This window comes from Streptomyces sp. NBC_00536, from assembly GCF_036346295.1.
GTDB lineage: Bacteria > Actinomycetota > Actinomycetes > Streptomycetales > Streptomycetaceae > Streptomyces.
Map to the genome: position 1 here is coordinate 7,294,669 of NZ_CP107819.1, position 26,985 is coordinate 7,321,653.

A 26,985-nucleotide genomic window follows, 5' to 3' on the forward strand; every position below is an offset into this window, starting at 1 on the left:
TTCGATGAAGTCCGCACCGTCCGCGAGCCGGGGGCGACGGTGGAGGTCTGCAGGGGTAAAGCGGTTTTGCGGTGTGCTGGGTAAAGCGCATTAGTGCACTCCTTCCTGAACTGTCGCACGACCTTTGTTATCGAATCGATACCACTGTGAGGTGAATGCCAACTAAAGCGCATCAGTCCAGGTCGGAGCCCTATTGATTCGACGGCTGCGGAGCTGTATGGAGCCTGCCCGTCGCGATTCGGTACGTACGGCCATCCGGCCTCCGGGACCTCGGACTCATTGACGCGATCTTGATTTCGGACGACCGTGGGCATCGCTCTCCGGCAGTGAGGCCGGAACTCCCCGAAGGCGGCGACGATGACCCGTTCGAACCTGACCCGTTTGGCCATTGCCGTGGCTCTGGCCGGCGCCCTCTCCGGGTGCGGGCTGAGCGGCGGCGGGGACGTGAAGGAGGCAGAGAAGACGGGCAAGGTGGCCGGTGAGATCACTTTCCGGACGCTCCAGCTGAAGCCGAAGTTCACGGGGTACGTCCAGGGCGTCATCGACGCCTTCGAGACGAAGTACCCGGACGTCAAGGTGAAGTGGGAGGACGTCCCCGGCGACGGCTACAACGAGAAGCTCGTCGCCGACGCCCAGGCAGGGGCGCTCCCCGACGTCGTGAACCTCTCCACCGACTCCTTCCAGCTCCTCGGCGACCGCGGAATGCTCGCCGATGTGGCGAAGCTCGACGGCGAGGTGGCCAAGGAGTACGTGCCCGGCTCCTGGGAGCAGTTCAAGCTCCCGGGCAAGGGCGACGGGGTGTTCGCCTACCCGTGGTACGTGACCCCCGAGGTCCTCACCTACAACAAGGACCTGTTCGTCAAGGCCGGCCTCGATCCGGCCAAGCCACCCACCACCGTCGAGCAGTTCTTCGACTACGCCGAGCGGATCGCCGCCACGTCGGGCGGCCAGTACTCCGCCTTCATGGCCGACCCCAAGGGCCGTCTGCCCGGGGACTGGCAGAAGATGGGCATCCCGATCCTCAACGCCCCGCAGGACGCCTTCGTCTTCGACACCGACAAGGCGGTCGCCTGGGTGGAACGGATGAAGGACCTGTACGCCAAGGGCGCGATGCCCAAGGAGTCCCTGCTGAAGTCGGACGACATCAGCCAGCTCTACGGCGCGGGCAAGCTCGTCTTCGGCCCCGGCTCCCCGGGCTTCATCAAGGACGTCAAGCAGAACTCGCCGCAGGTCTACGCGCACACCCAGGTCGCGGGCGCGGTCACCGGCACCCTCGGCCACATCGGGATCTACGCCCAGTCCCTCGGCATCAAGAAGGACACCAAGCACCTGGACGCGGCGACCGAGTTCGCCAAGTGGGTCACCAACGGGCCCAATCAGGTCGCCTTCTCGAAGAACGCCACCATCTACCCGTCCAACGCCAAGGGCCTGGCCGACCCGTACTTCGCGGACCGGGGCGACGGCACGGACGCCGAGACGACGGCCCGCGCGGTCGGCGCCGAATCGCTGAAGACGGCCCAGCTCGACGCCAACACCCCCGTCCAGTGGACCAACCAGGTCGGCGACGCGGTGGTCCGGGAGGTGCAGAAGGCGATCAACGGGGAGCAGGACGCCCGTACCGCGATGAAGAAGGCGCAGGAGGAAGCGAACCGGCTGCTCGCCAAGTCGGCGCAGAAATGACGGCGAAGCGGGACGCCGGTGCCGAGCCGGGACTGATCCACCGCCGGTGGTGGACCCCCTATCTCTTCCTCGCGCCCGGCCTGGTCATGGTCGTGCTGTTCAGCCTCTGGCCCTTCGTCAACACCGTGATCCTCTCCTTCACGGACGCCCAGATCCTGCGCGGCGGCGGCTTCGTCGGCTTCGACAACTACAGCCGCGCCTTCGCCGACCCCGACTTCTGGGTCGCCACCGGAAACAGCGTGCTGTACCTGGTGGTCGTCGTCCCGTGCCTGGTCTTCCTGCCGCTGGCCCTCGCGGTCCTGGTCCAGGCGAAGATCCCGGGCATCGGCTTCTTCCGGTCGGCCTTCTACACCCCGGTGATCGCCTCGGCCGTGGTCGTCGGCCTGATCTGGCAGTGGGTGCTGCGCAGCGACGGCCTGGTCAACACGGTCTTCCAGAAGACCGGCTTCCTCTCCGGTCCGATCCCGTTCCTGACCGACAGCGCCATGCTGCTGTTCTCGGCGATGATCGTGACCGTCTGGAAGGGCCTCGGCTACTACATGGTCTTCTACCTAGCAGCCCTCGGGAACGTCTCCACCTCCCTCTACGAGGCGGCCGCGATCGACGGCGCGGGGCCGGTCCGGCGGTTCTTCAGCATCACCGTCCCCCAGGTGAAGCCCATGATGCTGCTGGTCGGGACCCTCTCCGCGATCTCCGCCCTGCGCGTCTTCACCGAGATCTACATCCTCGGCGGCGAGAGCGGCGGTCCCGGCGGCGGCGCCCGCACCCTGCCCTTCCTCATCCGGCAGGTCGGCCTCGGCTTCTCCGGCGAGACCGGTTACGCGGCCGCCATCTCCATCCTGCTGTTCCTGCTGACGCTGGTCTTCAGCCTGCTGGGCCGCCGTCTGTCGAAGGGAGACGAGAATTGAGCACCCTGGCCTCCCGCGGAACCGAGCCCGTCAAGTCCGTCAAGCCGGCCACGCGCGCCAAGCGCGTCAAGCCCGTCAAGCGCGTCGGCGCCGACCGCAGGCGCCATGTGCTCGGCCTGACCGCCCGCTATCTGACGCTGCTCCTGATGCTCGTCGTCATGCTCGGGCCGATCGTCTGGCAGTTCCTGACCTCGATCCGTGGCCGCACCGAGAACGTCTACGCCGGCGTCCTGCCGTCACAGCCCACGCTCGACAACTACCTCCGGGTCGCGGATTCGTTCCCGCTCCTGCAGTACGTCGGCAACACCCTCATCGTCGCGGCCCTCGCGATCACCTCGAACACGCTGTTCGCGGCGATGGGCGGCTACGCCCTCTCCCGGGCCGGCTGGAAGGGCCGCAAGGCCGTCTTCACGGTGCTCGTGGCGACCTTGATGTTCCCCTTCGAGTCCGTGATGATCTCGATGTTCCTCACGGTCCGTGAGATGGGCCTGGTGGACACCCTCATCGGGGTCTGGCTCCCCGGCGCGGTCTCCGTCCTCAACATCATGATCATGCGCGCGTCCTTCCTCTCCGTGCCCAAGGAGGTCGAGGAGGCCGCCGTCCTCGACGGGGCCAACGAGTGGACCCGCTTCACCCGGGTCTTCCTCCCGGCCGCCAAGGGCGCGCTCGCCGTCGTCTGCATCACCAGCTTCATGGGCGCGTGGGACGACTTCCTGTGGCCCCTGCTGGTCCTGACCAACAGTGACCACTACACCCTGCAACTCGGCCTGAAGACGCTGGCCGGCGCCACCACCGTCAACGACCAGCGGATCATCGCCGCCGGCGCGATGGCCGCGCTGCTCCCGATGATGCTCCTGTTCTTCGCCCTCCAGCGCTTCTTCTTCAAGGGCGTCGGCGAGGGAGCCGTCAAGACCTGAGCCCCGAGACCCGAGGCACGAACCCTTCTCCGCACCCGCCACCTCACCCCCTCTCCTGGAGCAGCCGTCATGCACGACGACCGCAGCATCACCGAACACCGCCTCCGCCGTGTCCTCAAGGAGCGCATCAAGCCCGCCGTCCGCTCCCGCTCCGTCCCGCTGACCGTGGAGCGCTGGGAGGCCCCGGGCGAGCCCGTCCCCGTGGCCGAGGGCCTGGCCGCGGCGTACGGGCCCTGCGCGGTCGGCGACGCGTGGGGGCCGGCCTGGGGCACCACCTGGTTCAAGCTCACCGGCACCGTCCCGGCCGAGTGGGCCGGACGCACCGTCGAGGCCGTCCTCGACCTCGGCTTCGACCGGATGATGCCCGGTTTCCAGTGCGAGGGCCTGGTGCACACGGCGGACGGCGCCGAGGTCAAGGCGCTCAACCCGTACAACGACTGGGTGCGCGTCGCCGACCGCGCCGAGGGCGGCGAGCGCGTCGAGTGGTACGTCGAGGGGGCCTCCAACCCCGTCCTGGTCGACCACAGCGTCACCTACGAGGGCGACCTGCAGACCAGTGGCGACCAGCCCCTCTACCGGCTGGCCCGGATGGACCTCACGGTCTTCGAGACCGAGGTCTGGGAGCTGGTCCAGGACCTCGAAGTCCTCTACGACCTGATGGTGCAGCTCTCGCAGGGCGACGCCCGGCGGTACGGGATCCTGCGCGCGATCGACTCGGCCCTGGACGCGGTGGACCTCACGGACGTCCCCGCGAGCGCGCCCGCCGCCCGTGCGCGGCTCGCCGCGGTCCTCGCCGCCCCGGCCCACGCCTCGGCGCACCGGATCAGCGCGGTCGGGCACGCGCACATCGACTCGGCGTGGCTGTGGCCGCTGCGCGAGACCGTCCGCAAGGTCTCCCGGACCACCTCCAACATGCTCGGCCTGATGGACGAACACCCCGAGTTCCTCTTCGCCATGTCACAGGCCCAGCAGCTCGACTGGATCAAGACCCACCGGCCCGAGCTGTTCGAGCGGATCAAGAAGAAGATCGCGGACGGCCAGTTCGTGCCGGTCGGCGGCATGTGGGTGGAGTCCGACACCAACATGGTCGGCGGCGAGGCCATGGCCCGCCAGTTCCTCTACGGCAAGAAGTTCTTCCTGGACGAGTTCGGCATCGATACGCAGAACGTCTGGCTGCCCGACTCCTTCGGCTACACCGCCGCGATGCCGCAGATCGTCAAGCTCTCCGGCTCGAAGTGGTTCCTGACCCAGAAGATCTCCTGGTCCCAGGTGAACAAGTTCCCCCACCACACCTTCTGGTGGGAGGGCATCGACGGCACCCGCGTCTTCACGCACTTCCCGCCCGTCGACACCTACAACAGCGACCTCGGCGGCGAGCAGTTGGCCCACGCCGCCCGCAACTACCAGGAGAAGGGCCGGGGTTCCCGCTCCCTGGCCCCCTTCGGCTGGGGCGACGGCGGTGGCGGCCCCACCCGTGAACAGCTCGCGCGGGCCCGCCGCCAGCGCGACCTGGAGGGATCGCCCCGGGTGGAGATCGAGCGCCCCGACGCCTTCTTCGAGAAGGCGCACGCCGAATACGAGGACGCGCCGGTCTGGGCCGGAGAGCTGTACCTGGAGCTGCACCGCGGCACCTACACCTCGCAGGCCAAGACCAAGCAGGGCAACCGGCACAGCGAATCCCTGTTGCGGGAGGCCGAGTTGTGGGCGGCCACGGCCGCCGTCCGGGTCCCCGGATTCGCGTACCCGCACGCGGACCTGGAGCGGATCTGGAAGGTCGTGCTGCTCCACCAGTTCCACGACATCCTGCCCGGCTCCTCCATCGCCTGGGTGCACCGCGAGGCCCGCGCGACCTATGCGAAGGTACGGGCGGAACTGGAGGCGATCACCGGCGCGGCCCAGCGCGCCCTGGCCGGACCCGGGAGCACCGAGCTGGTCTTCAACTGCGCCCCGCACGCCCGCCACGGCGTCCCGGCCGGTGGCGCGGTTCCGGCCGAGCAGGCCCGTACGGCCGGTGTGGCCGCCACGGACCGTACGCCGGTCACCGCGCGGGAGCGGGACGGCGGCGGCCACGTCCTCGACAACGGGCGGCTGCGGGTCGCCGTCGACGGCCGCGGGCTGATCGTCTCGGCCTACGACATCGAGGCGGACCGGGAGGCGGTCGCGCCGGGCGGGGCCGCGAACCTGCTCCAGATCCACCCCGACTTCCCCAACATGTGGGACGCCTGGGACATCGACTCCTTCTACCGCAACAACGTCACCGACCTGGTCGCACTGGACGCGATGGAGCTGTCCGAGAACGGTCCGCGCGCCGTGACGGTCCGCGTCACGCGCTCCTTCGGCGCCTCCCGGGCGGTCCAGTCGCTGACCCTGCGGGCCGGGTCCAAGACCGTCGACATCGTCACCGAGGTGGACTGGCACGAGACGGAGAAGTTCCTCAAGGCCGCCTTCCCGCTCGACGTGAAGGCCGAACGCACCGCGTCCGAGACCCAGTTCGGGCACGTCCACCGGGCCACCCACACCAACACCTCGTGGGAGGCGGCGAAGTTCGAGATCTGCGCCCACCGCTGGATCCACGCCGAGGAGCCCGGCTGGGGCGTCGCCGTCCTCAACGACTCCACCTACGGCCACGACGTGACCCGCGACGTGCGCGCGGACGGCGGCCAGACCACCACGGTCCGGCTCTCCCTGCTGCGCGCCCCCCGCTACCCCGACCCGGAGACCGACCAGGGCCAGCACACCCTGCGCTACTCGCTGGCCCCGGGCGCGGCGGTCGGGGACGCGGTGCGCGAGGGCCACTGGCTGAACCTGCCCGAGCGCACCTTGACCGGCGCGGCCCCGGTCGCCCCGCTGGTCGCGGTGGACGACGACGCGGTGGTCGTCGAGGCGGTCAAGCTGGCCGAGGACCGCAGCGGCGACGTGATCGTGCGCCTCTACGAGTCCCGCGGCGGGCGCGCGAGCGCCACCCTGACCCCGGGGTTCGCCATCGGAGCCGCCGTCGAGAGCGATCTGCTGGAGCGCCCGCTGCCCGTCACCGCGGCGGTCACCGGGCCCGGCGCGGACGGAGCGGTCGCCCTCGTACTGCGCCCGTTCCAGATCCTCACGGTGCGCCTGCGCCGGGCCTGAGGCCTCCGGCCGGCCTCGCAGTGGGGCGTGAGGTCCGCCACAGGTCCCGCCCGAAGGGCCCGGAAGGCCCGGACGGCGGGCTAGGGGGTGTCTGGTGGATCTCCGCGGCGTCGCGACGCCCGGCACGCGCTCTCGCCGCACCGGCCGAAAGCCCACGTACAACCAGTACGCGGGCTTCCGGCCGGCACGCCGAGAGCACGCACCGGACGCCGCTCCTTCCCCGCGCAGATCCACCAGACACCCCCTGTGGCCCTCGGCCCCGATTATGCACCTAGTTGCAAAGCACGCCGCGGCTCGCTACAACAGGGGGCATCACCCCCGCGCGAGGAGGCGCCCCCGCATGAGCCAGTACCCGCACCTGATGAGCCCGCTGGACCTCGGCTTCACCACCCTGCCGAACCGCGTGATCATGGGCTCGATGCACACCGGCCTGGAGGAGCACGAGCGCGGCTTCGAGCGCCTCGCCGCCTTCTACGCGGAGCGCGCCCGCGGCGGCGCGGGCCTCATCGTCACCGGTGGCATAGCCCCCAATGACCAGGGCCGCCCCTTCGAGGGCGGCGCCCGCCTCACCACCGAGGCCGAGGCCGCCGAGCACCGGGTGATCACCGACGCGGTGCACGCCGAGGGCGGGAAGATCGCGATGCAGATCCTCCACTTCGGCCGCTACGCCTACCACGCCGACCTGGTCGCCCCCAGCGCCCTCCAGGCCCCCATCAGCCCCTTCGTCCCGAACGAGCTGAGCGAGGACGAGGTCGAGCAGACCGTCGAGGACTTCGTCCGCGCGGCCCGCCTCGCCCAGGTCGCGGGCTACGACGGCGTCGAGATCATGGGCTCCGAGGGCTACCTGATCAACGAGTTCACCGCTGCCGCCACCAACCGGCGCACCGACCGCTGGGGCGGCTCGTACGAGAACCGCGTCCGCTTCCCGCTGGAGATCGTCCGCCGCGCCCGCGAGGCCGTCGGCGAGGAGTTCATCCTGATCTACCGGCTCTCGATGCTGGACCTGATCCCCGGCGGCTCCACCCTGGACGAGGTCGTCCACCTCGCCAAGGAGATCGAGGCGGCCGGTGCCACGATCATCAACACCGGCATCGGCTGGCACGAGGCCCGCATCCCCACCATCGCCACCTCCGTCCCGCGCGCCGCCTACACGTGGGTCACGAAGAAGCTGATGGGCGCGGTGAGCGTCCCCCTCGTCACCAGCAACCGCATCAACACCCCGGAGACCGCCGAAGAGGTGCTCGCCGACGGCCGCGCCGACCTGGTCTCGCTGGCCCGCCCCTTCCTCGCCGACGCCGACTTCGTCGCCAAGGCCGCGGCCGGGCGCCCCGAGACCATCAACACCTGCATCGGCTGCAACCAGGCCTGCCTCGACCACACCTTCAGCGGCAAGATCACCAGCTGCCTGGTCAACCCGCGCGCCTGCCACGAGACCGAACTCGTCCTCTCCCCGACCCGGACGAAGAAGCGCGTCGCCGTCGTCGGCGCCGGACCGGCCGGACTCGCCTGCGCCGTCTCCGCCGCCGAACGCGGCCACGCCGTCACCGTGTACGAGGCCTCCGGCCACATCGGCGGCCAGCTGGACATCGCCCGCCGCATCCCGGGCAAGGAGGAGTTCGCGGAGACCATCCGCTACTACGCCACCCGGCTCGCGGACCTCGCGGTCGAGGTCCGCCTCGGCACCCGCGCCGACGTCGAAGCGCTGACCGGCTACGACGAGGTCGTCGTCGCCACCGGCGTCACCCCCCGCACCCCCGACATCGAGGGCGTGGACCACCCCTCCGTCGTCAGCTACCTCGACGTGCTCCGCGACGGCGCTCCCGTCGGCGAGCGCGTCGCCGTCGTCGGCGCGGGCGGCATCGGCTTCGACGTCGCCGAATACCTCACCGACAGCGGCGAGGGCGCCGGCCAGGACCCCGCCGTCTACTTCCGGCACTGGGGCGTGGACACGACGTACAGCGGGCCCGGCGGCCTCGCCGCCCCCGAGCGCCCCGCCTCCCCGCGCCAGGTGCACCTGCTCCAGCGCAAGACGACCAAGGTCGGCGCCGGGCTCGGCACCACCACCGGGTGGATCCACCGCGCGGAGCTGAAGCACCGCGGGGTCGTCTCCGTGGCCGGCGCCGCCTACGACCGCATCGACGACGAGGGCCTGCACATCACCGTCGACGGCGAACAGCGCCTGATCCCCGCCGACACCGTCGTGCTGTGCACCGGACAGGAGCCGCGCCGGGGCCTGTTCGACGAACTGGTCGCGGCCGGGGTCGGCGCCCACCTCATCGGCGGCGCCGACGTTGCCGCCGAACTCGACGCCAAGCGCGCCATCCGCCAGGGCACCGAACTCGCGGCGACGCTCTGACGGTTCACCCACGGAACAGGGTGTTGTGGCGGCCGGGGACGGCCGCCACAATCACCCTGTGACACAGACTCCCCTCACCACGACAGCCCTCACCCCGGCCGACGGCGCGAAGATCCTCGCCGAGAACTTCGCCCCCTGGGTGCTCGACCTCGGCCTCGTCGTCCAGGAGACCGGACCGGACCGCACGGTGCTGCGCCTGCCCTGGTCGGAGCGGCTCGCCCGGGACGGCGGCGGCCTCAGCGGCCAGGCCCTGATGGCGGCCGCCGACACCGCCACCGTGATCGCGATCTCCGCGGCGCGCGGCGGGTACGGCCCGATGACCACCGTCCAGCAGTCCACCAGTTTCCAGCGCCCGGTCATCGGCGCGGACGTGCTCGTCAGCGTGCGCGTCACCAAACTGGGCAAGCGGATGGCGTTCGCGGACGTCACCATGACCCCCGAGGGCGCCGCGGAACCCTCGGCGACCGCCTCCACGGTCTACGCGCTGCTGGGCTTGGCGTAGTTTCCGTAGCCGGTCCAGTCCAAGGCCACGCACGGCTCATCGCCGAGCACCCAGGCGTCGTGCCCGGGCGCGATCTGAATGAAGTCGCCCGGGCCGATCTCGCCGCTCTCGCCGCTGTCCATCACGATCTTCATCCGGCCGCTCACGACGTACCCGGTGTGCGCCGACTCGCAGCTCTCGGTGCCCGCCAGTGGCTTGATGTGCTGCGACCAGCGCCAGCCGGGCTCGAACACGGCGCGCCCCACCGGGCCGCCGTCCGTCGTCAGCAGGTCGAGCCTGCCCTTGCCGTCCTCGAACGGCCTCGTCTCGTCCGCGGAGTCAAAGCTCCGGGCGATCAGTCCGGTCATGATCCACCGCCTCCTGATGGAGGGCACCCGAGTCCACGTTCCAGCCTACGCGCGCTCGGGGTGCCCGACCCGGCGTACGTCGCCAGACTGGGGGGGGGTACGGGCCCCCGCACGGCGGTGACGGCAGGAGGTGGCGCGCATGGACCCGGTCGCGGCGCTGAGCCGGATCGCGTTCCTGCTGGAGCGCGCCCAGGCCCCCACCTACCGGGTACGCGCCTTCCGCGGCGCCGCCGCGGCCCTCACCGCGATGGGCGGGGAGGAGACGGCCCGGCGGGCCGCCGCGGGCACCCTGGAATCCGTCAAGGGCATCGGCCCCAAGACCGCCCGGGTCGTGGAGGAGGCCCTCGCCGGGGCCGTCCCCGGCTATCTCCAGGGGCTGGAGGACGAGGTCGCCGCCCACCCCGCGGGCGAACCGCCGCCCAGCCCCGCGGCCGCCGCCCTGCGCGCGGCCCTGCGCGGCGACTGCCACCTGCACTCCGAATGGTCCGACGGGGGCAGTCCCATCGAGGACATGGGACGGGCCGCGGCCGGTCTCGGACACTCCTGGGCGGTCCTCACCGACCACTCGCCGAGCCTGACCGTCGCCCGCGGGCTCTCCCCGGAGCGGCTGCGCGAACAGCTCGACGCCGTGGCCGAACTGAACGCGGCCTGGGCGCCGTTCCGGCTGCTCACCGGCATCGAGTGCGACATCCTCGCGGACGGCTCCCTCGACCAGGAACCGGAGCTGCTGGACGCCCTCGACGTGGTCGTCGCCTCCGTCCACTCCAAGCTCCGCATGGACGCGCCCGCCATGACCCACCGGCTGCTGACGGCCGTACGCAACCCCCTCGTGGACGTCCTCGGACACTGCACCGGACGCCTGGTGACCGGCCGGACCCGCCCCGAGTCCACCTTCGACGCGGCCGCCGTCTTCGCGGCCTGCGCCGAGTCCGGCACCGCCGTGGAGATCAACAGCCGGCCGGAACGGCTGGACCCGCCCCGCAGGCTGCTGCGCCGGGCGGTGGCCGCGGGCGCCCTGTTCGCGATCGACACCGACGCGCACGCCCCGGGCCAGCTGGACTGGCAGAGGACCGGCTGCGAACGCGCCGTGGAGTGCGGGGTGAGCGCCGAGCGGGTCGTCAACACCTGGACGGCGGAGGACTTGCGAACATGGACCCGCACCCGCCGTCCCCCGCCCCGGTGACGTCCCGATCCCGAGACGTCCCGCCCCGCGAGACCCGTCCCCGAGATGCCCCGCCCGAGTGACGCCCCGTCACCGACCGGAAAGCAGGCCGCACATGACGCGTTCCTCCGTCCCCGTGATCGATCTCGGGCCCTGGCGCTCCGGCGACCCCGAGGCCCGGGCGCGTACGGCCGCCCGGGTCGACCGGGCGCTCCAGGAGGCCGGGTTCCTGCTGGTCACCGGACACGGCATCGACCCCGGCCTGCCCGCCCGGATCCGGGAGGCCGCCCGCGCCTTCTTCCGGCTGCCCGCCGAGGTCAAGGAACCGTACGCCGTGACCGTCGGCGGCCGGGGCTGGCTCGGCCCGGGCGCCGAGGCCAACAGCTACGCCGAGGGCGCCCCGTCCCCGCCCGACCTCAAGGAGTCCTGGTCCTGCGCGGCCGACGAGCCCACCGGCCGGCCCGCCGTGGACGCCGAGTGGTTCCGCCCCAACACGTGGCCCGCCGAAGTCCCCGCACTGCACGCCCTGGTCACCGAGTACCTCGGCCGGATGCGCGCCCTGTCGGACGAACTGCTGGAGCTGCTCGCCGAGGCCCTCGGCGCGGCCCCGGACCTCTTCACCCGGCACACGGCGCACCCCACCTGGGGGTTCAACGTCAACTGGTACCCGGGCACCGAGCGGACCGGTCCGCCGCTGCCCGGGCAGTTCCGCATCGGCGCGCACACCGACTTCGGCACCGTCACCGTCCTGGACCGCGAACGCGGCGCGGGCGGGCTGCAGATCCACACGGACGCGGACGGCTGGCAGGACGCGCCCTGGGACCCGGCCGCGCTGACCGTCAACATCGGTGACCTCATGGCCCGCTGGACCGGGGACCGCTGGCGCGCGGGCCGCCACCGGGTGCTGCCGCCGCCCGCCGAGGCACCCGCCGAGGAACTGGTCTCCCTCGTCTACTTCTACGAGTGCGACCCGCACACCCGGGTCGAGTCCCTGCCCGCGCCCACCGGCCGGGTGGTCCACGAACCGGTCGACTCCCACCACTACCTGCGCGCGAAGCTCGACGCGATCACCGTCACCTGACCCGGCGCGAAGGGCCCATCGCCCCCCCCGTGCTCAGTCCTGCGCGCGGGCGGTGACCGGCGCGTCGGTGCGGTCACCGAGGAACTCGTACCAGCGCCGCTGGAGACACAGGTACCGGGTGTCGGCCTCCACCAGCGCGAGGAACGCGTCCACCGTCGACCCGAGCCGCTCGCCCAGCCCCGCGTCCACCAGCGCGCCGTCCGCACCGAACGCCTGGTGCGCCATGGCCAGGCTGAACATGTCCGGATACACGCGGGCCCCGAGGTGTTCCAGCGGCACGCGCAGCGCCCACAGGCCGCGGTTGCCGCCGACCATCGACGGGGACGCCGACACCAGCAGGGCCTGCTTGTCCTTGAAGGGCTGCGGGCGCAGCCGCGACACCCAGTCGACGGCGTTCTTCAGCACCCCGGGCACCGACGCGTTGTACTCCGGCGACGCGATCACCAGGGCCTGGGCGGCCTCCAGCCGGTCGCGCAGCGCCCCGGCCGCCGCGGGCGGGCCCTGACCGGCCTCGTCGTCCCCGTCGTACGGGGGCATCGGGAAGTCCCCGATGTACGCCAGGTCCGCGGTCGCCCCCGCGCGGACCACCAGCCCCGCGACGAGCGCGGCGAGGCGGGCGTTGACCGATCCGGTGCGCGAGGAACCCGACAGCACGAACACGTGCAGGGGCTCGCGGCCCGCGGCGGGCGGACCGGCCGGGTCCTTGGGAAAGGCGAGGGAGGTGGGGGAGTCGGTCGGCGCCACTGCTGCTCCTGGGGGTGTGACCGCTGTACGTTCCCGCGGCCGGACGGCCCCGGACCCTCCCCGCGCCGACTCTAGCGCTGTGACCGGGAAGATTCACCGTGTCACGGCGCCCGGCACGGCACCTCTCCCCCAGCTACCGCTGGGAGGTGCCCCCGGCGTTGTCGGACCACGACGGTACGTCCAGTACGAGTCGCGGCCCTCCGCCTTGCGATGCGTCCCCTCGGCCCTTCGGGCCTGGGGAGACCCCAGGGCACCGGACACCGCGACCCGGCAAACCTCCCCGGCCACAGCACTAGACGCCCGCCCACGGGCCCTCCCCACACCGCGCCGGGAGACTCCGCCGAGCGACCCGCCGCGCGAAACGGTGCGCGGCGCCGCGCTTCGGGCCGGGCCCGGCGGGGCAGGGAGGCCCGTATGACCACGCACCCCTCACCCGCCGCCGCACCGGTGACCCTGGCCCTCGTCGGCGCCGGGCTGCGCGGGCTCACGTACGCCCGGCACGCGCACGCGACGGGGGCCGGACGGATCACCGCGCTCGCCGAGCCCGATCCGGGCCGCCGGGCCGCCGCCGCGGCCGAGTTCGGCGTACCGCCCGAACGGGTCCACCCGCACTGGCGGGCGCTGGCGGCGGCGGGCCGGCAGGCGGACGCCGCGATCATCGCCACCCAGGACCGGATGCACACCGCGCCCGCCGTCGCCCTCGCGGCCACCGGCCACCACCTCCTGGTGGAGAAGCCGATGGCGGCCGAGGAGAGCGAGGCCGAGCGGATCGCCGAGGCCGCCGAGCGGTACGGGGTCCTCCTCGCCGTGTGCCACGTGCTGCGCTACACGCCCTACACCCGCACCCTCAAAGCCCTCCTCGACGAGGGCCGGATCGGCCGCCTCGTCGGCGCCGAACACCTGGAACCCGTCGGCTGGTGGCACTTCGCGCACTCCTTCGTCCGCGGCAACTGGCGCCGCTCCGACACCTCCGGACCCCTGCTGCTCACCAAGGCCTGCCACGACCTGGACTGGCTCGTGCACCTCTTCGGCCGCGCCCCGAGCACCGTCATGTCCTACGGCCGCCGCACCCACTTCCGGCCCGAAGGGGCCCCGCCCGGCTCCGCGGCCCGCTGCACCGACTGCGCCGTCGAGCCCGACTGCCCCTACTCCGCGCCCCGCCTCTACCTCGGCTGCCTCGGCGATCCGCGCCGCGAGTTCTGGCCGCTGTCGGCGGTGACCGCCGAACCGAGCGAGGCCGCGGTGCGGGAGGCGCTGCGCACCGGACCGTACGGCCGCTGCGTGTACGCCTGTGACAACGACGCGGCCGACCACCAGGTGGTCGCCATGGAGTTCGCCGACGGAGCCACCGCCACCTTCACCGTGAGCGCCTTCACCCCCATGTCGGACCGGCGCACCCGGCTGTTCGGCACCCACGGCCACATCGAGGGCGATGGGGCCACTCTGCGGATCACCGACTTCCGCACCGGCCGCGAGGAGCTGGTCGCACCGGCGGGAGGGACGCCCGAGGGCGGTCACGGGGGCGGTGACCTGGCCCTGACCGAGGCCTTCCTGGCCGCCGTGGCGACCGGCGACGGGGACCTCCTGCTCTCCGGGCCGCGGACCAGCCTGGCCACGCACCGCCTGGTGTGGGCCGCCGAGCGCGCCCGCGCCCTCGGCGCCCCGGTCGACGTACCCGCGTAATGGCCCCTCAGCCGGTCAGCAGGACGATCGCGGAACCCCACAGCGTCAGCAGCACGTTGCCGAGCGCGTACGGGACGGTGCACCCCAGCCCCGGGATCTGGCTGCGCGCCCGCTCGTTCAGCGCACCGATCGCCGCCGTCGTGGTCAGTGCCCCGGACAGCGCCCCCATCAGCAGCGGCAGCGGAATGCGCTGCACGAAGTGCCCGAAGAGGAAACCGGCCAGCAGCGGCAGGGAGGTCGCCACCGCCCCGCCCACCAGCAGCGGCCACCCGGCCCGGACCAGCCCGCTCGCGAAGCTCGGTCCGGCGTTGAGCCCCACGATGGTGACGAACATGCACAGCCCCAGCGTGCCCAGCAGCCACTGCGCCGCCGAGGGCAGGTTCCCGTAGGTCGGCCGCTTGCTGCGGACGTGGCCGAAGACCAGCCCCATCAGCAGGGCCCCGGTCGAGGTGGACAGCGACAGCGGCGCGCCCGCCGCGTGCAGGGCCGGAATGCCGATGCAGCCGCCGACGAACAGCCCGCTGGCGATCCACACCATGTCGGTCGCGAAGGTGGTCGGGACCGCCGTGCCCAGGTGCGCCGCCGCCCGCTCCACCAGCGGCTCCGGCCCGGTGATCACCAGGGTGTCCCCGCGCCGGAGGGTGTTGCCCCGGCCCATCGCCAGCTCGGCGCCCGCGCGTTCCTGGCTGACGATGAACACCCCGGTCATGAAGTGCGCGTGGCGCAGCGTCCGGATCGTCGTGCCGTCGTAGGCGTGACCGGTCAGCACGATGTGCAGGGTCTCGGTGCGGTAGCCCAGCAGCTCCGTGTCGTCGGACTCCATGCCGATGTGCGTCCGCGCGTCGAAGGCGACCAGGTCCCCGCGTACGGCGCTCACGGCGACGGTGTCACCGAGCCGCAGCAGGGTCTGCGCGTCGTGGTCGATGACCTTCCCGTCGCGCCGCACCCGGGTGATGTAGATGCGCCGGTCCAACTCCCGCTGCTCCGCCTCGAACTCGCCGACGCCGCGGCCCGCGAAACCGTCCACGTCCACGTCGTAGGCGCGCAGCACGTGCTGGTAGTAGCCCTTCCCGGCGTCGAGGTCCGGTTCCGGTTCGGCGCTCTCCAGGTCGGCGCCCAGCAGGGCGCTGTCGGCGGCCAGGTCCCGGCGCAGCAGCCGGGGGAACACGGTGGGCAGCAGGATCGCGGGCAGTACGGTGCCCAGCGGATAGGTGACGGCGTAGGCGACGGCGACGAGGTGCGCCTGCTCCTGGGCCGCGTCCGTGCCGAGGCCGGGCAGCTGGCCGATGGTGTCGGCGGCGACCCCGATCACCGCGGACTGGGTGAGGGCCCCGCCGAGCAGCCCGGCGGCCAGCCCGGGCCCGTACCCGAGGAGCGCGGCGAGCCCCCAGCAGGCGGCGAGGCCGCTGACACAGACGACGAGGGTGAGCAGGACCTGGGGGACGGCGTCCTTGCGCAGGGAGCGGAAGAACTTGGGCCCCACGTCGTAGCCGAGGGCGAAGAGGAACATCAGGAAGAAGACGGATTTGATCGGCCCGGTGATCTCCACACGGGTCTGCGAGCCGATGATCAGCCCGGCGACCAGGCAGCCGGTCACGGCCCCGACGGCGAAGGTCCGGTAGCGGATCCGGCCGATCTGGAAGCCGACGGCGACGGTCAGGAAGACCAGCAGCTCGGGGTACGGCTCGAAGATGTGCTCGCGCAGCCAGTCCATGGACGTCCGCCTCCCGGTCCGCGTCCGCCCATCTTCGGTGCGCCCTCCGGGCGGTGCGGCGCCGGAAACCCCGCATCCGGCCGGGTTCACCCGATCGGATGCGCGCACAAAAGAAATACCCCGGTCGGATTGACGACCGGGGTATTTCTCTGCGTATATTTGATGATTCACGACTCCGCGATGACGCAATGCGTTGGAATGTCGTGAAGAAGCTTATGGGAACACTGTATCGCGTCGGGAGTGGAATTGTCAACCGCGGAATTCGAGAATGAGCAGCAATTCATCACGGAGCTGTACGACCGCCTCGACGACCTGCGCGAACAGGCCGAACGCACCGTACGGGGCGCACTGCGCGACGCCGGGACCGGTTTCCAGGCCCGGCTGGAGCGAGATGTCATGGTCGCCGAACAATCCGGACTGCTCTCCGCCCTGAACGCGGGCGAGAACGGCCTCTGTTTCGGCCGGCTGGAGTTCTCCGACGGCCGTGACCACCACATCGGCCGCCTCGGAATCCGCCAGGACGACGCGGAACGCACCCCCCTCGTCCTGGACTGGCGGGCCGACGTGGCACGCCCCTTCTACCTCGCCACCGGGCACCACCCCATGGGGCTGCGGCGGCGCCGCCACCTCACCACCCGGGGCCGCACGGTCACCGCCCTGCACGACGAGATCCTCGACCTCACCGACGCCGAGCGCACCGGACACGAGGGCGCCGACGCGGACGCCGTCCTGCTCGCCGCCCTCGACGCCGCGCGCACCGGCCGCATGCACGACATCGTGCGGACCATCCAGGCCGCGCAGGACCGCATCATCCGCTCACCGCACCGCGGGGTGCTCGTCGTCGAGGGCGGCCCCGGCACCGGCAAGACCGCCGTCGCCCTGCACCGGGCGGCCTACCTGCTCTACGCGCACCGCGAGCTGCTCGCCAAGCGCGGCGTCCTGATCGTCGGCCCCGGCCCCGCCTTCCTCGGCTACATCGGCCAGGTGCTGCCCGCCCTCGGCGAGACGGGCGTGCTGCTCGCCACCCTCGGTGAACTCTTCCCCGGGGTGCACGCCACCGCCGCCGAGCGCCCCGGCTCCGCGGCCGTCAAGGGCCGCGCCGCGATGGCCGACGTACTCGCCCGGGTCGTCGCCGACCGCCAGACGCTGCCGGAACACGTGCCCGCGGGGCTCGGCGAGGACACCGACACGGTCCCCGAGGCCGCCCTGGAGATCGACCACGACGACTACGGCACCCTGCTGCTCCACCGCACCATGGCGCACGAGGCCCGCGACCGGGCCCGCGGCACCGGCCTGCCGCACAACCTGGCCCGGCCGTACTTCGCCTTCCGGATCATCGACGCGCTCACCGAGCAGCTCGCCGACCGGCTCGGCGCGGACCCGTACGGCGGCCCCAACCTGCTCGGCCCCGACGACATCGCCCAGCTCGGCAAGGAGATCGCCACCAGCGGCGCGGTGCACGCCGCCATCGACACCCTGTGGCCCTCCCTCACCCCGGAGCGGCTGATCGCCGACTTCCTCGCCGAGCCCACGCACCTCGGGCCGCAGGAGGCCGCGCTGATCCGGCGCACCACGGGCGGGTGGACCCCCGCGGACGTGCCGCTGCTGGACGAGGCCGCCGAGCTGCTCGGGACCGACGACAGCGCGCTGCGCGCCGCCGAGGAGCGCGAGCGCGAGCGGCGCGTCGCGTACGCGCAGGGCGTGCTGGACCTCTCGCAGGGCTCGGAGTCGTACGAATTCGAGGACGAGGAGAGCGAGTTCCTCGCCGCGCACGACCTCATCGACGCCGAGCGGATGGCGGAGCGCCACGAGGAGGAGGACCACCGCAGCGCGGCCGAGCGCGCGGCCGCCGACCGGACCTGGGCCTTCGGGCACGTCATCGTCGACGAGGCGCAGGAACTGTCCGAAATGGCCTGGCGGTTGCTGATGCGGCGCTGCCCCACCCGCTCGATGACCCTGGTCGGCGACCCCGCGCAGACCGGCGACGAGGCCGGCTGCGGATCCTGGGAACGGATCCTGGCGCCGTATGTCGGGGACCGCTGGGAACTGGCGCGGCTCGGGGTCAACTACCGTACGCCCGCCGAGGTCATGGAGCTGGCGGCGGCCGTACTGCGGGCCCATCACCCCGGCTTCGAACCGCCCAGCTCGGTGCGCTCCACCGGGGTCGCGCCGTGGATCCGGGAGACCGACGACCTGCCCCGCGCCGTCGCCGGCGCCGTCGCGGACCACCTCGGGGCGGAGGGCAGGCTCGCGGTGATCGCGCCGCGGCCGCTGCACGTGGGGCTGGCGGCGGCGCTGGCCGGTGTGCGGGTGGAGGTGCGGGCGGGGGAGGAGCCGGACCTGACCCGGCCGGTCGTGCTGCTCGACCCGCGCCAGGCCAAGGGGCTGGAGTTCGACACGGTGATCGTGGCCGAGCCCGCCGACCAGCTGCCCAGCGACCTGTACGTGGCGCTGACGCGCGCCACGCAGACGCTCGGCGTGCTGCACACCGGGCGGCTCCCGGCGGGGCTGGGCTGAGCCGCCCCCGGGCGGGGGCGGCCGCGGGCGGGATCAGGCCTTCCAGAAGAAGACGGCGGTCATCCGCTTGTCCTCCAGGGTGGTGCCGCAGTAGTCCGTGGCGCTGTGGATCATGTTCGCGGAGTAGAGCAGCAGCCGGTTGGCGCGGTGGGGGACCTCGATGTCGGGGACGAAGGAGTCCGGCGACACGAACCGGGTGCCCAGCGCGTCGACCAGGGTGTTGTGCGGGGCGATCACCTGATTGCCGCCGACGCCCCCGCCGGGCAGGCTCTGGCGGTAGAAGCTGGTCCCGCACCCCTTGGGCACGAGGGGGTTCAGGTACAGCACGGCGGCGTACTTGCACAGGCTGCGCGAGTCGGTGTGGGGGCGGGGCTCGCACTCGCCCGCGCCGACGACCTGCACGCAGTTGTGGTTGAAGGTACCGCCCCCGGCGGGCCGTTCGGCCCAGATCTCGCGGGCGCCGGTCGCCTTGCGGACCAGCTTCTCCACCCGCTCCAGCTCGCCCGGGTCCAGCCCGGGCATGGCGCGCAGCCCGGGCCAGCTCTCGGGCTTGTGCGGGTACCCCTCGGTCCAGTCGTCCCTGGCCAGCGCACGCTCGCGCACCGCGTCCGGGTCGGGCAGCACGTCGTCCAACACCCAGTAGTCGCGGCCGCGGGTGGGCTTGCGGTAGGGGAGGACGGGGAGGGCGGTAGGTCGTGGGGGCATGGGAGGGACGCTAACGGCCCGCCCCGCCCCGGCAGTCGAAAGAAGTGGTCAACCTTGCGTCAAGTGTTTCCCATCCGGCCGCGAGGAACGGACTACTTCCGGACAGCGTCCAGAACGCCCCGGGCGAAGGAGTCGACCGCCCCGTCGAGCTTCTTCAGGCTCTCCGGCGTCGGCTCCGTGCGGGCGTCCGCGGTGACCGTCACGGTCAGCAGCAGGTTGCTGTCCCGCAGCTGGAGTTCGCGCACCTGGTGCAGGTCCTTCGGCTTGTCGTAGCCGAAGCGGATCGCCTCCCGGCCGACGTCCTTGACGTCGACCTGACCGCCGTCCGGCACGGTGGTGCGGGTGTCGTTCCTTCCGGTGGCGAAGACCTGCTGGGCGAAGGCGACGCTCTCCGTGAAGGCGAAGTCCACCTCGACCTTGACGCCCCCGTACGCGGCGGCGCCGCTCTCCGCCAGCGGCTGGGTGCAGCTGAAGCCGGGGGAGCCGCCGCTGGTCCGCTTCGCCCGGTCGGCGACCTCCGCACGACTGCCGAGCGGGTCGGCGAGCCTCTCGTAGGGCAGGGTGTTGCAGATCTCGTCGGTGGCCACCCAGGGGTAGCCGCCCTTGCCCTCCTGGGAGACCTCCTTGACCGCCCCGTCGCCGCCGCCGCAGCCGGTCGCGGCGAGGGCGAGCGCGAGGGTGGCCACGGCGGCCAGGGTGGAGCGGGCGGGTCCGTACCGGCGCATCGCGAATCTCCTGTCAAAGGCTCGCGTGACACTCAACCACGCCGCGCTGCACGGGAGTTGAGAACCGGCGGATTGGCGGCCCGGCCCGGCGGCGACCGGGCGGAACCGTACCATCCGCCCGCGCCGCCGCCCGGATCTTTGTCCGTTCGTGATGGGCCTTCCGTACGGACCCCCCAACTCGCCTAGCGTCCCTTGGCACCCGGGAGCACCGCGCCGAACGGGCAGACACGGCGCGGCTTACCGGACCCGCACAAGGAGGCACAGTGCTGTCATTCCGCCGATCGTCCCTTGCCGGTCTGTCGCGTGCTTCGCGACAGGTGATCGGCACGGGCGTGGTCATCGGGGCCCTCGCCTTCACCCTGATCGCCCTGCTGATCCCGGTGCAGAAGTTCGGCGGCAAGACCGCCGCCGCGGCCGCCGCGGCGGCCAAGGTGCCCGCCCCCGACGACGACGGCTCCGGGACGCTGAGCACGGCCTTCGGTCCGCTGAGCCCCCAGGACCGGGACTTCGTCCGCAAGGTGCGGCTCGCCGGACTGTGGGAGCTGCCCGCCGGGCGCCAGGCCCAGCAGCGCGGCACCCGGCCGACCGTCCGCACCGCCGGAGAGCACCTCGTCGAGGGCCACACCGAACTCGACCGACGCGTCCTGGAGGTGGGCGAGGCACTCGGCATCGACCTTCCCGACCGCCCCACCGAGCAGCAGCAGGGCTGGCTCACCCAGCTCGACCGCGCCCAGGGAGCGGAGTACGAACGGCTCTTCATCCAGCTGCTGCGCCGGGCGCACGGCAAGGTCTTCGCCCTGGTCGCCCAAGTGCGGGCGCAGACCCGCAACTCCATGGTCCGGGGCCTGGCCACCGACGCCAACACCACGGTGCTGGACCACATAACGGTCCTGGAGGCGAGCGGTCTGGTCGATTTCGACGGGCTCGCCGACGCCACGCCCACCCCGACGCCCACCCCCTCCACCGGTCCCCGACCGACGAAGTGAAGTGAAGTGATCGCATGAGCAAGAACGGCCACAAACGCCGTCTCCGGCCGACGCACAAGGCCCTCGCCCTGGTCGGCGCCCTCGTCCTGGGCGGTGGGGGAGTCGTGATCGTCACCCAGCAGGCCTCCGCGGGCCAGGACTCCGCCCGCAGCGCCCCGGTGACCGCCACCATCGACTGTCCCGACGTCGGCGACACGCTCCGGGACGTCCCCGAACAGGCCCGGTCCGAGGTGGACGACAACCTCGCGCAGCTGGACGCCCAGGTCGCCGACGCCTACGCGAAGCTCGCCTCGGGCCGCGCCCGTGCGGACGCCCTGCTGGCCGGCCTGAAGGAGCAGCGCGGCGCGACCATCGGCCGCCTCACCGACGCGCTCGGGCGGGCGTCCGTACGCCCCGAGGGGCTGGCGGCGCTCGGCACGTGCACGATGAAGCAGGCCCCGGCCGCGGACCCGGCGGACGATCCGGCGGCAGCCGCAGCGGCCGCGGCGGACGCCGGGAGCGCGGGGGGCAACGCCCCGGACGTGGCGGCCCGCAAGGGCGGTGCGGGCAGCGGGGGCCCGGCGCGCAGCGACTTCGTCGCCATCAACACCGTACGGCCGAACGTGCGCACCCCCGCGCCCTCCTCCCGCGCCTCCACCGGATCCCTCACGGTGAACTGCGGCCGCAACGAGAACCGCCACCTCAACCCCGACAACGTGATCGTCGCGCCCGGCGTCGGCAACGGCGCCCACCACATGCACGACTACGTCGGCAACAAGACCACGGACGCCTTCTCCACCAACAACAGCCTGGCCGCCGCCGGGACCACCTGCACCAACGGCGACCAGTCCACCTACTACTGGCCGGTGCTGCGGCTGCGCGACGGCCGGGCGGAACAGGACGCGAAGGCGCCCGGCGGCGGCCAGGACGCGAATGTGGGCACGATCCTGAAACCGAAGCAGGTGACCACCGAGTTCAAGGGCAGCCCGGCCGACAAGGTCACCGCCATGCCCCGGTTCCTGCGGATCATCACCGGTGACGCCAAGGCCTTCACCAACGGCACCGCCAACGCCAACGCGTCCTGGAGCTGCACGGGATTCGAGAACCGTCAGCTCAAGGACAAGTACCCGGTCTGCCCCAAGGGCAGTGACGTCGTACGGACCTTCAGCTTCCAGAGCTGCTGGGACGGCCGCAACACCGACAGCGCCAACCACCGCACCCACGTGGCCTTCGCGGGGAACAACGGCGCCTGCCCCGCGGGCTTCAAGGCGATCCCGCAGCTGGTCCAGCGGATCGTCTACGGGGTGCCCGCGGGTGCGCGCTTCGCGGTGGACAGCTTCCCGGAGCAGCTGCACAAGCCGGTCACCGACCACGGCGACTTCATCAACGTGATGTCGGACGCCCTGATGGCGAACGCGGTGCGCTGCATCAACGGCGCGCGCGCCTGCCGCTGACGCCCACCCCCCGACCCTCGGGGCGGCGCCCCCCTCCCCCTCCCCAGCGCCGCCCCGAGCGCGGCTCCGGCCCCTCCTCCGCCGTATCGGCGGGAGAGGGGCCGGAGCCTGTGGTGTGTGTTGGCGCCAGTGGCGAAGTGGGGGAGACGGCCGGATCAGAGGCCGTTGACGCGGGCCATGACGTCCAGCGGGCGGAAGTCCGCCGCGACGGTACGGGCCCTGCGGCCCACCCGGGAGTGCTGGCGCCGGACTTGGGCCATCAGCCGGCGGCTGCGCAGGGCCATCTCCAGCTCGAAGCGGGTGCGCGGGTCCCGCAGCCCGGGGCCGAAGAGCTTCTCCAGCTGGCGCATGCGGTAGCGGACGGTCTGCGGGTGCACGCTCAGCGCCTTCGCCGCCTCGGGCGCGCCGCCGCCCTCCAGCCAGGCGAGGAGGGTCACTTCGAGCCGCTCGCTCTGGCGGGGGGTGAGGTCGTTCAGGGGCCGCAGCCAGCGCGCGGCCAGCGCGTGCGCCAGGGGCTCGTCCTGCAGCAGCAACAGGGTCGAGAGGTGGTCGTCGACGAAGACGGCCCGCGCGTCCAGCCCGGCGCGGATCGGGGTGAGCGCCAGCAGCCGCAGCGCCCAGCGCAGCGAGGAGGCGGTGTCACGGAGCGGGACGGGGTGGCCGACGGCCGCGCACCGGCCGCGCAGGACGGCTTCCAGGGCGCCGCGGGCGTCCGGCTCGGGGCTCGGGACGAGCAGGCACGGCTGGCCGCCGACCATGCCCGCGAGGGCGTCGTCCAGGACGGCCGCCAGCTGCTGGGGCTCGCCGGGGGTGGCCGGGACGATGGCCCGGACGGTGGCCGGGAGGGGCCAGTGCGCCGCCTCGGCCAGTTCACCGAGGGCTGCGTCAGCCATGGCCATGTCACCCGTGAGGGCGGCGAAGAGTTCCCGCCGGGCGCGTTCGGGGGCGTTGCCGGATCCCTGGGCGGGTACGGCGGTCAGGGCGGGGCGCTGCGGACGCGCGCCCGGCTCGTCGTCGCGCTGCTTCGGGATCCGCTGGTGGTCCGGAACCCGCTGGTGGTCCGGGGTCGGCTCCTGGTCCGGTGCGGGACCGGCAGCGTCGGCGCCGGACGCGGGCGTGACGGACTCGCGGTAACCGAGGACCGTGAGCAGGGCCGCCTCCACCTGCTGTCTGACCGCTTCGTCGCCGAGGTCCTCGACCAGTGTGGAGAACTCCGGCAGCCCGTCGCGGAGTTCCTCCACTATACCGGCGGCCAGCGCGGGCAGTTCCTTTCGCAGGACCCGGGTCCATTCGCCGCGCGGGCGGGACCAGATGCGGTTGAGAAGTTCGCACATTGTTACCTCGTTCATGCCGGGGTACGGCCTGTCCCGTGGGAGGGTGGCACGCCCCGTCGGGGCCCGCCTCCCCCTGTGTAGCGGTGAACCGGGCGTCAACCCGGTCACATCCGCACCACTGGAAGGGAATCTTCCGGGGATACTCGATGCGATGACGCTGTGGGCACCAGAAGTTGTCACGTTTCGATAAATCCTGTGGAGACGTTGCGAAGCTCCACGATGCTTCTGCACTCCGGCCCCCGCTCCCGGTCGGCGAGGCACCCATCTGCCGCCCGCTGCCGAGCAGTTCCGACGATCACCCCGGGCGCCGAGCGCGTGACGTGGAGTGCTCGGTCCTGGCGTATGGGAGAACTCGATGCCCCTGTCCCAGATCCGTGCGCCCCGCTCGCACCGGGCCCACCGCACCAGACGCCACGCCGGCGCCGCCGCGGCCGCCGCGGTCGGCCGACGCGCCCTGCGACGGCCGCCCCTGCTCTCCGCGGGGGGCGGCCCGCACCCCGGCGCCCTGGCCGCCGCCGCCCTCGCGGCCCTGGTCTCCCTGGGGGTGGCCGCCCGCGCGGGCGCCCTCTCCCACCTGTGGGACTTCCTCGACTACGGGGCGGGCGTGCTCTCGCTCGTCTCGCTCACCTCCGCCGTCCTGTGGGGCCTGGCCGCCACGGACCGCACGCTGTTCGCCTCGGGCCACCGGATCGCCGCACAGGGCGCGCACCGCGGCCTCGCCGTCGCCGGACTGGGCTTCCTCGCCCTGCACGTCTGGGTCAAGGTCGCCGAGGCACGGACCACCGCCGCCGCGGTCGTCGTCCCCTTCGCCGATCCGGACCAGGCCCTCCTGATCGGGCTGGGCACGCTGGCCGGGTACCTCTTCGTGGCCGTCGCGGTCTCCGGCGCGGTCCGCAGCGCGTTCGCCACCAAGGGCCGGTCCCTGTGGTGGCGGGCCCTGCACATGGGCGCCTACCCGGCTTGGGGCGCGTCCCTGGTGCACGGGCTCAAGTCGGGCCGCCCCGCGAGCGGCTGGGTGACGCTCTCGTACGCGCTGTGCCTGATCGGGGTCGCGGGAGTGCTCGCCCTGCGGCTGCGGAGCAGGCTGCGCGCCGCACCCGCCCAGCCCGCCCGGGCCACCGCTCAGCCGCCGGCCGCCGCCCGGGTCCCGGGCCAACGCCACGCCGCCGTGAGGTCGTTCGTCCACCAGCCGGTGGAGGCGCCCGCCGCCCGGCTGACGGCCCGCCTGGCGCGCCAGCTGGACCGGCGCGCCGGGTCGGCGGGAACCCCGGCGGCCCCGGCCGCCCCGCCTGCGGTGCCCCCGGTCCCGGCGGATCCCCCGCTGGCTCCGACGATGGCGGCCGCGCCGGTGGTGGCGGGCCGGTCCGCGCCGGTCCCGGTGCCTTCGGCGCCGCCGGACCCCATGTCCGTACTGCCCTGGCCCGAACCGCGGCCGTACGACCCGGTGTTGGGTGTCGGCGGATACGGTACGGGCGCCGATCGGCCCGCCGGGCCGCGCGACGGAATCCGGGGCCGGCAGTGACGGACGCGCCTCACCCGGCCCTCGGCTGCGTGGGGCAGCCCCGGCTGCTGGCCGGGCTCGACGTCGTCGACCGGCTCGACCGGATCGGCCACCTCGCCGTCCACGGCAGCCTGCCCCGGTACCGTCCCGACGAACTCCTCGCCCTGGCCGAGAACACGGACCTGCGCGGGCGCGGCGGAGCGGGCTTCCCCTTCGCCCGCAAACTGCGGGCCGTCACCCGGTCCGCCCGCGGCCGCGAGGGGCGGACCGCCGTGGTCGTCAACGGCACGGAAGGAGAACCGAGTTGCCTCAAGGACGCCGCGCTGTGGCTGCACGCCCCGCACCTCGTGCTCGACGGCGCGCTGCTGGCCGCCGCCGCCCTGGGCGCGGAGGACGTGGTCGTCGGCGTGACCCGGGAGGACGTGGAACGCTCCGCGCGCGCCGCCGTGGCCGAACGCGGCCCCTCGGGGAGCCGGGTGCGCGTCGTCCGCCTCCCCGAACGGTTCGTCACGGGCGAGGGGACCGCGCTGATCGCCGGACTCGACGGCGGCAAGGCGCTCCCCTCCGGGCAGAAGGTACGGACGAGCGAACGCGGGCTCGGCGGAGTGCCGACCCTGCTGTCCAACACCGAGACGTACGCCCAGCTCGCCGTCGCCGCACGGCTCGGCGCCCTGGACTACCGGCAGGTCGGGCTGCCCGCCGAACCGGGCACCATCCTGCTGACGGTCGCCGGTTCCACCGTGGTCGAAGTGCCCACCGGAACCTCGCTGGCCTACGTCCTGGGGCTGTGCGGCACGGGACCCGGCCAGGGCGTGCTCGTCGGCGGCTACCACGGCCGGTGGCTGACCCCGGGCGCGGCGCTGTCCGCCGCGCTCTCCCGGGAGTCCCTCGCCGCCTTCGACGCGGTCCTCGGCGCGGGCGCCGTGCTGCCGCTGCCCGAGGACACCTGCCCGGCGGGCGAAGTGGCCCGGGTGGTCCGCTGGATGGCCGACGAGTCCGCCGGACAGTGCGGTCCGTGCGTCCGGGGGCTGCCCTCCCTCGCCGGAGCCGTCGCCGACCTCGTGGGCGGGGGCGGCAGGGCCGCCCTCGAAGCGGTGGAGGCCCGGATGCGCGCCGTGCGCGGCCGCGGCGCGTGCAGCCACCCCGACGGCACGTCGTCCTTCGTTGCCTCCGCGCTCGCCGTGTTCCCCGACGAGTTCCGCGACCACGCCGTGGGCAGCGGCTGCGGGCGCCGGGTCCTGGGCGCCCTTCCGCTGCCCGCCGACGCGAACCCCGAACGGCTCGTCGTCGACTGGACCCTGTGCAAGGGCCACGGCCTGTGCGTGGACCTGCTGCCCGACGTCGTCCGCCTGGACGGCGACGGCTATCCGGCCCAGGGGGTGATGGAGGTGCCCACGGCACTGCGCCCCAAAGCCCTGCGTGCGGTGCGGCGCTGTCCCGCGCTCGCTCTGCGTATTCAGGAGTAGCCCGTCCGGAGTTCAGGGCAGTTCACCGTTTGGCGCGATCTGACAAATTCCGGAATATCCGAAGGGAACAGGGTCGCCGGAGCCTATGAATGGGGCAGGGC

General features: G+C 72.9%; 20 protein-coding genes. 14 read left to right on the forward strand and 6 right to left on the reverse strand.

Features of this window, described 5'->3' with window-relative positions:
- Window positions 1-357 precede the first annotated feature (357 nt).
- From OHS33_RS31110 to OHS33_RS31135, 6 genes are all read left to right on the forward strand, one after another.
- Window positions 358-1,680 carry an ABC transporter substrate-binding protein gene (locus tag OHS33_RS31110; protein ID WP_330333736.1) on the forward strand — a complete coding sequence of 441 codons (1,323 nt, stop codon included), beginning with the start codon at window positions 358-360 and terminating at the stop codon, window positions 1,678-1,680.
- Window positions 1,677-2,588, forward strand: a complete 912-nt coding sequence (locus OHS33_RS31115) for a carbohydrate ABC transporter permease (protein WP_330333737.1) — start codon at window positions 1,677-1,679, stop codon at window positions 2,586-2,588. Before OHS33_RS31110 ends, OHS33_RS31115 begins: the two co-directional genes overlap by 4 nt.
- Window positions 2,585-3,505, forward strand: coding sequence for a carbohydrate ABC transporter permease (locus OHS33_RS31120; protein WP_330333738.1), 921 nt, complete (start codon window positions 2,585-2,587; stop codon window positions 3,503-3,505). The genes OHS33_RS31115 and OHS33_RS31120 overlap by 4 nt, the downstream gene beginning before the upstream one ends.
- Window positions 3,506-3,574: 69 nt before the next feature.
- Window positions 3,575-6,628 carry an alpha-mannosidase gene (locus OHS33_RS31125; protein ID WP_330333739.1) on the forward strand — a complete coding sequence of 1,018 codons (3,054 nt, stop codon included), beginning with the start codon at window positions 3,575-3,577 and terminating at the stop codon, window positions 6,626-6,628.
- A gap of 340 nt (window positions 6,629-6,968) precedes the next feature.
- Window positions 6,969-8,984, forward strand: coding sequence for an NADPH-dependent 2,4-dienoyl-CoA reductase (locus OHS33_RS31130; protein WP_330333740.1), 2,016 nt, complete (start codon window positions 6,969-6,971; stop codon window positions 8,982-8,984).
- A 58-nt stretch (window positions 8,985-9,042) separates the two neighbouring features.
- Window positions 9,043-9,486 carry a PaaI family thioesterase gene (locus OHS33_RS31135; protein WP_330333741.1) on the forward strand — a complete coding sequence of 148 codons (444 nt, stop codon included), beginning with the start codon at window positions 9,043-9,045 and terminating at the stop codon, window positions 9,484-9,486.
- Here OHS33_RS31135 and OHS33_RS31140 read toward each other — a convergent pair.
- Entirely contained in the window at window positions 9,462-9,833 is a 372-nt protein-coding gene (locus OHS33_RS31140) for a cupin domain-containing protein (protein WP_330333742.1), read from the reverse strand. The genes OHS33_RS31135 and OHS33_RS31140 overlap by 25 nt on opposite strands.
- Before the next feature lie 139 nt (window positions 9,834-9,972).
- Here OHS33_RS31140 and OHS33_RS31145 point away from each other — a divergent pair, with 139 nt between their 5' ends.
- Both OHS33_RS31145 and OHS33_RS31150 read left to right on the forward strand, forming a co-directional pair.
- The gene (locus OHS33_RS31145; RefSeq protein WP_330333743.1) at window positions 9,973-11,016 is read left to right on the forward strand and encodes a PHP domain-containing protein; all 1,044 of its coding nucleotides are present in this window, start codon (window positions 9,973-9,975) and stop codon (window positions 11,014-11,016) included.
- A 94-nt stretch (window positions 11,017-11,110) separates the two neighbouring features.
- Window positions 11,111-12,076: an isopenicillin N synthase family dioxygenase gene (locus tag OHS33_RS31150; protein ID WP_330333744.1), complete on the forward strand. Its 966-nt coding sequence runs from the start codon at window positions 11,111-11,113 to the stop codon at window positions 12,074-12,076.
- Window positions 12,077-12,109: 33 nt separating this feature from the next.
- Here the strand turns inward: OHS33_RS31150 and OHS33_RS31155 are convergent, their stop codons facing one another.
- On the reverse strand, window positions 12,110-12,742 hold the full coding sequence (locus tag OHS33_RS31155; protein ID WP_330335276.1) for an NADPH-dependent FMN reductase: 633 nt from the start codon (window positions 12,740-12,742) through the stop codon (window positions 12,110-12,112).
- Between the two features lie 492 nt (window positions 12,743-13,234).
- On the opposite strand from OHS33_RS31155, the gene OHS33_RS31160 reads away from it, so the two are divergent.
- On the forward strand, window positions 13,235-14,503 hold the full coding sequence (locus OHS33_RS31160; RefSeq protein ID WP_330333745.1) for a Gfo/Idh/MocA family protein: 1,269 nt from the start codon (window positions 13,235-13,237) through the stop codon (window positions 14,501-14,503).
- Window positions 14,504-14,510: 7 nt separating this feature from the next.
- Here OHS33_RS31160 and OHS33_RS31165 read toward each other — a convergent pair whose 3' ends face one another.
- The gene (locus tag OHS33_RS31165; RefSeq protein WP_330333746.1) at window positions 14,511-16,217 is read right to left on the reverse strand and encodes an aspartate:alanine exchanger family transporter; all 1,707 of its coding nucleotides are present in this window, start codon (window positions 16,215-16,217) and stop codon (window positions 14,511-14,513) included.
- A gap of 246 nt (window positions 16,218-16,463) precedes the next feature.
- Between OHS33_RS31165 and OHS33_RS31170 the strand changes: the two genes are divergently transcribed.
- On the forward strand, window positions 16,464-18,734 hold the full coding sequence (locus OHS33_RS31170; RefSeq protein WP_330335277.1) for a HelD family protein: 2,271 nt from the start codon (window positions 16,464-16,466) through the stop codon (window positions 18,732-18,734).
- A gap of 33 nt (window positions 18,735-18,767) precedes the next feature.
- On the opposite strand, the gene OHS33_RS31175 is transcribed toward OHS33_RS31170, so the two are convergent.
- On the reverse strand, window positions 18,768-19,439 hold the full coding sequence (locus tag OHS33_RS31175; RefSeq protein ID WP_330333747.1) for a DUF6445 family protein: 672 nt from the start codon (window positions 19,437-19,439) through the stop codon (window positions 18,768-18,770).
- Between the two features lie 92 nt (window positions 19,440-19,531).
- Window positions 19,532-20,164, reverse strand: coding sequence for a hypothetical protein (locus OHS33_RS31180; RefSeq protein ID WP_330333748.1), 633 nt, complete (start codon window positions 20,162-20,164; stop codon window positions 19,532-19,534).
- Window positions 20,165-20,496: 332 nt separating this feature from the next.
- On the opposite strand from OHS33_RS31180, the gene OHS33_RS31185 reads away from it, so the two are divergent.
- Window positions 20,497-21,150 (forward strand): DUF4142 domain-containing protein, encoded by a 654-nt coding sequence (locus OHS33_RS31185; RefSeq protein WP_443065374.1) that lies wholly within the window; start codon window positions 20,497-20,499, stop codon window positions 21,148-21,150.
- 14 nt (window positions 21,151-21,164) lie between these two features.
- Window positions 21,165-22,583: a DUF1996 domain-containing protein gene (locus OHS33_RS31190; protein WP_330333750.1), complete on the forward strand. Its 1,419-nt coding sequence runs from the start codon at window positions 21,165-21,167 to the stop codon at window positions 22,581-22,583.
- Between the two features lie 155 nt (window positions 22,584-22,738).
- Here the strand turns inward: OHS33_RS31190 and OHS33_RS31195 are convergent, their stop codons facing one another.
- Window positions 22,739-23,917, reverse strand: a complete 1,179-nt coding sequence (locus OHS33_RS31195; RefSeq protein WP_330333751.1) for a PucR family transcriptional regulator — start codon at window positions 23,915-23,917, stop codon at window positions 22,739-22,741.
- A gap of 355 nt (window positions 23,918-24,272) precedes the next feature.
- Here OHS33_RS31195 and OHS33_RS31200 point away from each other — a divergent pair, with 355 nt between their 5' ends.
- Together OHS33_RS31200 and OHS33_RS31205 are read left to right on the forward strand one after the other, a co-directional pair.
- Window positions 24,273-25,439, forward strand: coding sequence for a hypothetical protein (locus OHS33_RS31200; RefSeq protein WP_330333752.1), 1,167 nt, complete (start codon window positions 24,273-24,275; stop codon window positions 25,437-25,439).
- Window positions 25,436-26,884, forward strand: a complete 1,449-nt coding sequence (locus OHS33_RS31205) for an NADH-ubiquinone oxidoreductase-F iron-sulfur binding region domain-containing protein (protein WP_330333753.1) — start codon at window positions 25,436-25,438, stop codon at window positions 26,882-26,884. The genes OHS33_RS31200 and OHS33_RS31205 overlap by 4 nt, the downstream gene beginning before the upstream one ends.
- Window positions 26,885-26,985 lie beyond the last annotated feature (101 nt).

Excerpts from the sequence above, each read along its gene's own strand:
- OHS33_RS31110 (WP_330333736.1), top strand. The coding sequence starts at position 358 with ATGACCCGTTCGAACCTGACCCGTTTGGCCATTGCCGTGGCTCTGGCC.
- OHS33_RS31145 (WP_330333743.1), top strand. The coding sequence starts at position 9,973 with ATGGACCCGGTCGCGGCGCTGAGCCGGATCGCGTTCCTGCTGGAGCGC.
- OHS33_RS31165 (WP_330333746.1), bottom strand. The coding sequence starts at position 16,217 with ATGGACTGGCTGCGCGAGCACATCTTCGAGCCGTACCCCGAGCTGCTG.
- OHS33_RS31180 (WP_330333748.1), bottom strand. The coding sequence starts at position 20,164 with ATGCGCCGGTACGGACCCGCCCGCTCCACCCTGGCCGCCGTGGCCACC.
- OHS33_RS31160 (WP_330333745.1), top strand. The coding sequence starts at position 13,235 with ATGACCACGCACCCCTCACCCGCCGCCGCACCGGTGACCCTGGCCCTC.
- OHS33_RS31130 (WP_330333740.1), top strand. The coding sequence starts at position 6,969 with ATGAGCCAGTACCCGCACCTGATGAGCCCGCTGGACCTCGGCTTCACC.
- OHS33_RS31125 (WP_330333739.1), top strand. The coding sequence starts at position 3,575 with ATGCACGACGACCGCAGCATCACCGAACACCGCCTCCGCCGTGTCCTC.
- OHS33_RS31115 (WP_330333737.1), top strand. The coding sequence starts at position 1,677 with ATGACGGCGAAGCGGGACGCCGGTGCCGAGCCGGGACTGATCCACCGC.
- OHS33_RS31190 (WP_330333750.1), top strand. The coding sequence starts at position 21,165 with ATGAGCAAGAACGGCCACAAACGCCGTCTCCGGCCGACGCACAAGGCC.
- OHS33_RS31195 (WP_330333751.1), bottom strand. The coding sequence starts at position 23,917 with ATGTGCGAACTTCTCAACCGCATCTGGTCCCGCCCGCGCGGCGAATGG.
- OHS33_RS31200 (WP_330333752.1), top strand. The coding sequence starts at position 24,273 with ATGCCCCTGTCCCAGATCCGTGCGCCCCGCTCGCACCGGGCCCACCGC.
- OHS33_RS31175 (WP_330333747.1), bottom strand. The coding sequence starts at position 19,439 with ATGCCCCCACGACCTACCGCCCTCCCCGTCCTCCCCTACCGCAAGCCC.
- OHS33_RS31140 (WP_330333742.1), bottom strand. The coding sequence starts at position 9,833 with ATGACCGGACTGATCGCCCGGAGCTTTGACTCCGCGGACGAGACGAGG.
- OHS33_RS31150 (WP_330333744.1), top strand. The coding sequence starts at position 11,111 with ATGACGCGTTCCTCCGTCCCCGTGATCGATCTCGGGCCCTGGCGCTCC.